At 70.3% G+C, this 6,374-nt stretch carries 6 protein-coding genes; 3 read left to right on the top strand and 3 right to left on the bottom strand.

Annotated features, from left to right (window positions below):
• The coding region (locus WH07_RS27790; RefSeq protein WP_079023611.1) for a type III PLP-dependent enzyme domain-containing protein at positions 1-256 on the top strand (256 nt) is incomplete at its 5' end.
• A gap of 107 nt (positions 257-363) precedes the next feature.
• Here the strand turns inward: WH07_RS27790 and WH07_RS27785 are convergent.
• From WH07_RS27785 to WH07_RS27775, 3 genes are read right to left on the bottom strand one after another with little or no spacing between them, the layout of a single operon-like run.
• On the bottom strand, positions 364-1,155 hold the full coding sequence (locus WH07_RS27785) for a 3-oxoacyl-ACP reductase (protein WP_046505727.1): 792 nt from the start codon (positions 1,153-1,155) through the stop codon (positions 364-366).
• 6 nt (positions 1,156-1,161) lie between these two features.
• A complete protein-coding gene (locus WH07_RS27780) occupies positions 1,162-2,538 on the bottom strand; it encodes an aldehyde dehydrogenase family protein (protein WP_046505724.1) in 1,377 nt (458 codons plus the stop codon).
• A gap of 8 nt (positions 2,539-2,546) precedes the next feature.
• Positions 2,547-3,911 (bottom strand): glutamine synthetase family protein, encoded by a 1,365-nt coding sequence (locus WH07_RS27775; RefSeq protein ID WP_046505723.1) that lies wholly within the window; start codon positions 3,909-3,911, stop codon positions 2,547-2,549.
• A 99-nt stretch (positions 3,912-4,010) separates the two neighbouring features.
• Between WH07_RS27775 and WH07_RS27770 the strand changes: the two genes are divergently transcribed.
• A complete protein-coding gene (locus WH07_RS27770; RefSeq protein ID WP_046505734.1) occupies positions 4,011-4,742 on the top strand; it encodes a FadR/GntR family transcriptional regulator in 732 nt (243 codons plus the stop codon).
• 141 nt (positions 4,743-4,883) lie between these two features.
• Entirely contained in the window at positions 4,884-6,353 is a 1,470-nt protein-coding gene (gene eat, locus WH07_RS27765; RefSeq protein WP_079023610.1) for an ethanolamine permease, read from the top strand.
• Positions 6,354-6,374: the final 21 nt, after the last annotated feature.

The following is a 6,374-nucleotide window of genomic DNA, read 5'->3' as shown; positions in this document are numbered from 1 at the left end:
GGCGGGGAGGGACCGGCTGCCGGTGCCGTATCTGCCGGAAGGGCTGCGTTATGACGGGCAGGAGGGGGCCGGTGAGGTGCAGACCCCGCTGCTGGGACCGGCCGCCGACGATCTGCTGATCGGCGACAAGGTGTGGTTCCGGCATGCCAAGGCCGGTGAGCTGTGCGAGCGGTTCGACACACTGCGGCTGGTGGAGGGCGACCGCGTGGTGGACTCGGTGCCGACCTACCGGGGCGAGGGCCGTACGTACCTCTGAGCCACGGGCGGACCGGCCCGGCCGGGGCTCAGAGGACGTCGTGTCAGGGGCTCATGACGGGCTCGTACCGCGGGCTCGTCAGGCGCTCGGCAGAGGCTCGTCGCGGTCTAGAGCGGGGTGACGTACGCCCCGGAGATGCCGCCGTCGACAAGGAAGTCGGTGGCGTTCACGAACGAGGCGTCGTCGCTGGCGAGAAAGGCGACCGCCGCCGCGATCTCGTCCGCCTCGGCGAACCGGCCCACCGGAATGTGCACCAGTCGGCGCGCGGCGCGCTCCGGGTCCTTCGCGAACAGTTCCTGGAGCAGCGGGGTGTTGACCGGCCCCGGGCACAGCGCGTTCACCCGGATCCCCTCGCGGGCGAACTGCACCCCCAGTTCGCGGGACATGGCCAGCACCCCGCCCTTGGACGCGGTGTACGAGATCTGGGAGGTCGCCGCGCCCATCCGGGCCACGAAGGACGCCGTGTTGATGATGGAACCCCTCTTCTGGCGCCGCATGTAGGGGATGGCCGCCTTGCAGCAGAGGTACACGGAGGTGAGGTTGACGTCCTGGACGCGCTTCCAGGCGTCGAGGTCGGTGGTGAGGATCGAGTCGTCCTCGGGCGGTGAGATCCCCGCGTTGTTGAAGGCGATGTCGACACTGCCGTAGGTGTCGTACGCGGTCTTGAACAACGCCTCGACCTCATCGGCCTTGGTCACGTCGACGCGTACGAAGGTCCCGCCGACGGCGTCGGCCGCGGCCTTGCCCGCCGTCTCGTCGATGTCGCCGCAGACGAGGTGCGCGCCCTCGGAGGCGAGGCGGCGCGCGGTGGCCAGCCCGATACCGCTGCCGGCTCCGGTGATGACGGCGGTACGGCCGACGAGCCGGCGGCAGACGGTGTCGTTGGTGGGGGCGGTCATGGTGGTTCAGGCCTCCGTGCTGATGAAGACGTTCTTGGTTTCGGTGAAGGCGGCCAGGGCGTCGGGGCCCAGTTCCCGGCCGAGGCCGGACTGTTTGTAGCCGCCGAACGGGGTCCCGTAGCGGACGCTGCTGTGGGAGTTGACGGACAGGTTGCCCGCCGCGACGGCGCGCGAGACCCGCAGGGCGCGGCCCAGGTCCCGGGTCCAGACCGAGCCGGCGAGGCCGTAGTCGGTGGCGTTGGCCAGCCGGACGGCGTCCTCCTCGTCCTCGAAGGGCAGGACGACCGCGACCGGTCCGAAGACCTCCTCGGTGGCGACCGGGGAGTCCGGTGCGACGTCGGTGAGGACGGTCGGGGGGAACCAGAAGCCGGGGCCGCGGGGCGCGCTGCCGCTGATGCCCTTGACGCCCTCGGGGACGTACGACCGTACGCGCTCCAGTTGGACCGCCGAGATCAGCGGGCCCATCTGGGTCCGCTCGTCGGTGGGGTCGCCGACGACGACCGACGCGATCGCGGGGGCGAGCAGTTCGAGGAACTGGTCGTGGACGTCACGCTGGACGAGGATGCGGGTGCGGGCGCAGCAGTCCTGGCCCGCGTTGTCGAGAAAGGCCATCGGGGCGGTGGCGGCGGCCTGTTCGAGATCGGAGTCGGCGAAGACGATATTGGGGCTCTTGCCACCGAGTTCCAGGGTCACGCGCTTCACCAGGGCGGCGCTCTTCGCCATGATCCGCTTGCCGACCCGGGTGGAGCCGGTGAATACGATCTTGGCGACCCCGGGGTGCTCGACAAGCGCGTTGCCCGCCACGTCGCCCGCGCCGGGCAGGACTTGGAAGAGATGCTCGGGAAGCCCTGCTTCCAGGGCGAGTTCGGCCAGCCGCAGTGCGGTGAGCGGGGTGGTCTCGGCGGGCTTGAGGAGAACGGCGTTGCCGGCCGCGAGGGCGGGGGCCGTACCCCAGGCGGCGATCGGCATGGGGAAGTTCCAGGGGGCGATCACCCCGACGACACCGAGCGGTTCCAGCAAGGTGATGTCGATGCCTCCGGCGACCGGGATCTGCCGGCCGGTCAGCCGCTCCACTCCCCCGGCGCAGTAGTCCAGGAGATCGCGGACATTGCCGGCCTCCCAACGGGCGTTGCCGAGGGTGTGGCCCGCCTCGCGGACCTCCAGCCGGGCCAGTTCCTCGTTGTGCTCGTCGACGACGGCGGCGAAGCGGCGCAGCAGCCGGGCGCGGTCGGCGGGGGCCGCCGCCGCCCATCCGCGCTGGGCCGCGGCGGCCCGGCGTACGGCCGTGTCGACCTGCGCCGGGCTGGTCGCCGGGACCGTGGCGACGGTCTCTCCGGTGGCCGGATTGAGGACCTGATGTCCGGCGGCGTGGTGTGCGTGCACGTCGTTCCTCACAGACGTTCGAAGGAGCGGCGAAGCTCCCAGTCGGTCACCGCGGCGTCAAAGGCCTTCACCTCGACGCGCGCCATATTGCTGTAGTGCGCCACGACCTCGTCGCCGAAGGCCGTGTGGGCGAGGGGGCTGTTCTCCCAGAGTTCGGCGGCCTCGCGCAGGGTGGTGGGGACCTGCTCGTAGGCGGCGGTGTAGGCGTTGCCCTCGCAGGCGCCGGGGAGTTCGAGTTCGTTCTCTATGCCGTGGATACCGGCGGCGATCATTCCGGCGACGGCGAGGTACGGGTTGACGTCGCCGCCGGGGAGCCGGTTCTCGAAGCGCATGGACCGGCCGTGGCCGACCACCCGGAGGGCGCAGGTGCGGTTGTCATGGCCCCAGGCGACGGCGGTGGGGGCGAAGGAGCCCGGCTGGAAGCGCTTGTAGGCGTTGATGGTGGGCGCGTACAGCAGGGAGAAGTCACGGAGCGCGGCGAGCTGTCCGGCCAGGAAGTGGCGCATCACTGCGGACATGCCGTTCGGTCCGTCCCCGGCCATGACGCTGGTGCCGTCCGGGTCCTGGAGCGAGAGATGGATATGGCAGGAGTTGCCCTCGCGCTCGTTGTACTTGGCCATGAAGGTGAGCGACACGCCCTCCTGGGAGGCGATCTCCTTGGCGCCGGTCTTGTAGATGGCGTGGTGATCGCAGGTGATGAGGGCCTCGTCGTAGCGGAAAGCGATCTCGTGCTGGCCGGGGTTGCACTCGCCCTTGGCGGATTCGACGGTCAGTCCCGCGAGAGCCATCTCGTTGCGGATCCGGCGCAGCAGCGGTTCGATACGGCCGGTGCCGAGGACGGAGTAGTCGACGTTGTACTGGTTGGCGGGGGTGAGGTCCCGGTAGTGACGGTCCCAGGCCTGTTCGTAGGTGTCCTTGAAGACGATGAACTCCAGCTCCGTACCGACATACGCGGTGTAGCCGAGTCCGGCGAGCCGGTCGAGCTGGCGGCGCAGGATCTGGCGGGGCGCCGCGACAACGGGTGAGCCGTCGTGCCAGGCGAGGTCCGCGAGGACCATGGCCGTGCCCTCGTTCCAGGGGAGGCGGCGCAGGGTGGTGAGATCGGGGCGCATGGCGAAGTCGCCGTAGCCGCTGTCCCAGGAGGACATCGCGTATCCGTCGACGGTGTTCATATCGGTGTCGACGGCGAGGAGGTAGTTGCAGCCCTCGGTGCCGTGTTCCAGGACTTCGTCGAGGAAGAAGCGCGCGGCGAACCGCTTGCCCTGGAGCCGGCCCTGCATGTCGGGGAAGGCCAGGACCACCGTGTCGATGTCACCGCTGTCGACCAGGATGCGCAGCCGGTCGACGGCGAGCGGGGGTGTGCGGTCTGCCACGGGACAACTCCTCCTTCGGCCATCCGGAAGCCATAAGGTATTCCTGGAGACCTTTGGTTGGGAAGGGGAAACGGCGACGTGGCGAAGAAGAACGAGCCGATGGACCCGCTGGCCGCGCACCCCGAAGCGGTGGGGCTGCGGCCCGTGCGTGCGGGGAACGGTTTCGAGGAGGCGCTGGAGCAGATCCTCCAGGTGGTCAGGCTGGGGTTGGTGGCCGATGGCGAACGGCTGCCCGCGGAGCGGGAGTTGGCGGACCGGCTGCGCATCAGCCGGGTCACGCTCCGCGAAGTCCTCAAGGTGCTCCAGGACCAGGGCCTGCTGGAGAGCCGGCGCGGCAGATACGGCGGGACGTTCGTCCGGCCGAGACCGGGGGCGCCGGCCGGGGGCGCCGGGCAGGAGCTGCGCAGGCGGGTGGCCGGGGTGGACATCGAGGACGTCCTGCGCTTCCGGGAGGTGCTGGAGGTGGGTGCGGCGGGGCTGTGCGCGGCGGACGGACTGGACGGGGAGCGGGCGGAGCGGCTGCGATCGGCGCTGGCGGCGACGCATGACGCACCGCTCGCGGAGTACCGCAGGCTGGACACCCTGTTCCATCTCACGCTCGCCGAGCTGTCCGGTTCGGCGACCCTGACCGCGCAGTACGCCGCCGTGCGGGCAAGCGTCAACGATCTGCTGGACTGCATTCCGCTGCTCGTACGGAATCTGGAGCACTCGCAGCGCCAGCACACCGCGCTGGCCGAGGCGGTGCTCGACCAGGACGCGGACGCGGCGCGGGAGATCGCACGGGAGCACTGCGGCGGTACGGCGGCGCTGCTGCGCGGTTTTCTGACCTGAGCGCGGGAAGTCGGCGGGGACGGGCGGGATCCGCCGGCGAACGGAGCCGTAACAGCCGTTTAACGCCTGAGCCTTGCGCACGGCCGGACGGGAGCGCAAAGGTATGGCCCCACACCTTTACCCCCGAGGCAGGAGCTGCTCATGTCCGACAGCACCGACGCGCGCACCCCACCGGCCGCCCCGGCCGAGGACACGGCCCAGCGGGACGCCGACTATCTGCGGCGGCGGACACTGCGCAGGGGCAGCGCGGGCTGGCTGCTGCTCACCGGCCTCGGTGTCGCCTATGTGGTCTCCGGAGACTTCTCGGGATGGAACATCGGGCTCGCCGAAGGGGGCTTCGGCGGTCTTGCGATCGCCACCCTGCTGATGGGGGTCATGTACGCCTGTCTGGTGTTCTCGCTCGCCGAACTCTCCGCCATCCTGCCCACCGCGGGCGGCGGTTACGGCTTCGCGCGGCGCGCGCTCGGCACCTGGGGCGGCTTTCTGACCGGTACGGCCATCCTCATCGAGTACATCCTCGCGCCGGCCGCCATCTCGATCTTCATCGGTGACTATGTCGAGTCCCTGGACCTGTTCGGGCTGACGGCGGGCTGGCCGGTCTATCTGGCCTGCTTCGCGATCTTCATCGGGATCCATCTCTGGGGTGTCGGTGAGGCGCTGCGGTTCAGTCTGGTGGTGACGGCGATCGCGGTGACGGCTCTGCTCATCTTCGCGGCCGGCGCCTTCACCGAGTTCGACGCGAGCGGGCTCAATGACATCCCGGTGGACGGCGAGGCGTTCGGCTCGGGGTCCTGGCTGCCGTACGGAGTGCTGGGCATCTGGGCGGCCTTCCCCTTCGGCATGTGGTTCTTCCTGGGGGTGGAGGGGGTGCCGCTGGCGGCCGAGGAGGCGAAGGACCCGGTGCGTTCGATGCCGAGGGCGCTGTCGATCTCCATGGGTGTGCTGGTTCTGCTCGCGCTGATCACCTTCTTCGCCGCGACGGGGGCGCGCGGCTCGGCCGCCGTCCAGGACGCGGGCAATCCGCTGGTGGTCGCGCTCCAGGGGGACGGCGAACCGACCGCGCTGAGCCGGTTCGTCAACTACGCGGGCCTCGCCGGTCTCGTCGCCTCGTTCTTCTCGCTGATCTACGCCGGGTCCCGGCAGCTCTTCGCGCTCTCCCGGGCGGGCTATCTGCCCCGGTTCCTCTCCCTCACCAGCAGCCGCAAGGCCCCCTATCTGGGTCTGCTGATCCCGGGCGCGCTGGGCTTCGGGCTCGCCGCGGGCACCGGGGACGGCGGGCGGATGCTCAATGTGGCGGTGTTCGGCGCCACCATCTCGTACGCGCTGATGGCTCTGTCGCATCTCGTGCTGCGCCGCCGGGAACCGGGGCTCGACCGGCCGTACCGCACTCCGGGCGGGATGCTCACCTCGGGTGTCGCGTTTGTGCTCGCCCTGTCGGCGCTGGTGGCGACCTTCCTGGTGGACAAGGACGCGGCGTTCATCGCGCTGGGGGTCTATGTCGTCGCTCTGGCCTATTTCACGTTCTACAGTCGGCACCGGCTGGTCGCGGCAGCCCCCGAGGAGGAGTTCGCGGCCCTGGCCGCGGCCGAGGCCGAACTCGAACGCGGCTGAAAGCCCCGTCCCCACACGCCC

Source organism: Streptomyces odonnellii, assembly GCF_000981895.1.
Taxonomy (GTDB): Bacteria; Actinomycetota; Actinomycetes; order Streptomycetales; family Streptomycetaceae; genus Streptomyces; species Streptomyces odonnellii.
Note: the sequence above shows the minus strand (reverse complement) of the source record. Positions and strands in the feature narration are given on the sequence as shown.

Bases quoted from the DNA above. Each gene is read 5' to 3' on its own strand.
- WH07_RS27785 (WP_046505727.1), bottom strand. From the start codon at position 1,155: ATGACCGCCCCCACCAACGACACCGTCTGCCGCCGGCTCGTCGGCCGT.
- WH07_RS27770 (WP_046505734.1), top strand. From the start codon at position 4,011: ATGGACCCGCTGGCCGCGCACCCCGAAGCGGTGGGGCTGCGGCCCGTG.
- eat (WP_079023610.1), top strand. From the start codon at position 4,884: ATGTCCGACAGCACCGACGCGCGCACCCCACCGGCCGCCCCGGCCGAG.